Below are 464 nucleotides of genomic sequence, written 5' to 3'. Positions count from 1 at the left end.
GGCCTCCATCCCGCCCTTGATTCCGAACGTGAACAGCGAAGAGGCACGACCACCGAGATACTTCTGCACCAATGGGTAATACGGGCTGTCCGGAAAGCCGGTGTAGTTGACCCAGGCCACGCGCGGGTCGTCCCTCAGGAATTCGGCGACCTTGCGGGCATTCTCGACGTGACGCTCCATCCGCAGCGCCACCGTCTCGATGCCTTGCAGCAGCAGGAAGGCGTTGAACGGTGATAGCACCGATCCCATGGTGCGCTGATAGATCGATCGCGCGCGCTCCACATAGGCGGTTGGCCCGAACCGCTCGGCGTAAATCATGCCGTGATAGGAATGATCCGGCTGATTGAAAGCCGGAAACCGCTCCGGCTGCTTGGCCCAATCGAACCGGCCGCTGTCGACGATGGCGCCGCCGAGCGTCGTGCCGTGACCGCCGAGAAACTTGGTGAGCGAATGCACCACGACGT

Annotated in this window: 1 protein-coding gene; it reads right to left on the bottom strand. The window is 62.3% G+C overall.

What is annotated here, in order from left to right:
* The coding region (locus DY467_RS25550) for a PLP-dependent transferase (RefSeq protein WP_164639840.1) at window positions 1-464 on the bottom strand (464 nt) is incomplete at both ends.

The organism is Rhodopseudomonas sp. BR0G17 (assembly GCF_010907025.1).
Lineage (GTDB): Bacteria > Pseudomonadota > Alphaproteobacteria > Rhizobiales > Xanthobacteraceae > Rhodopseudomonas > Rhodopseudomonas palustris_H.
Note: the sequence above shows the minus strand (reverse complement) of the source record. Positions and strands in the feature narration are given on the sequence as shown.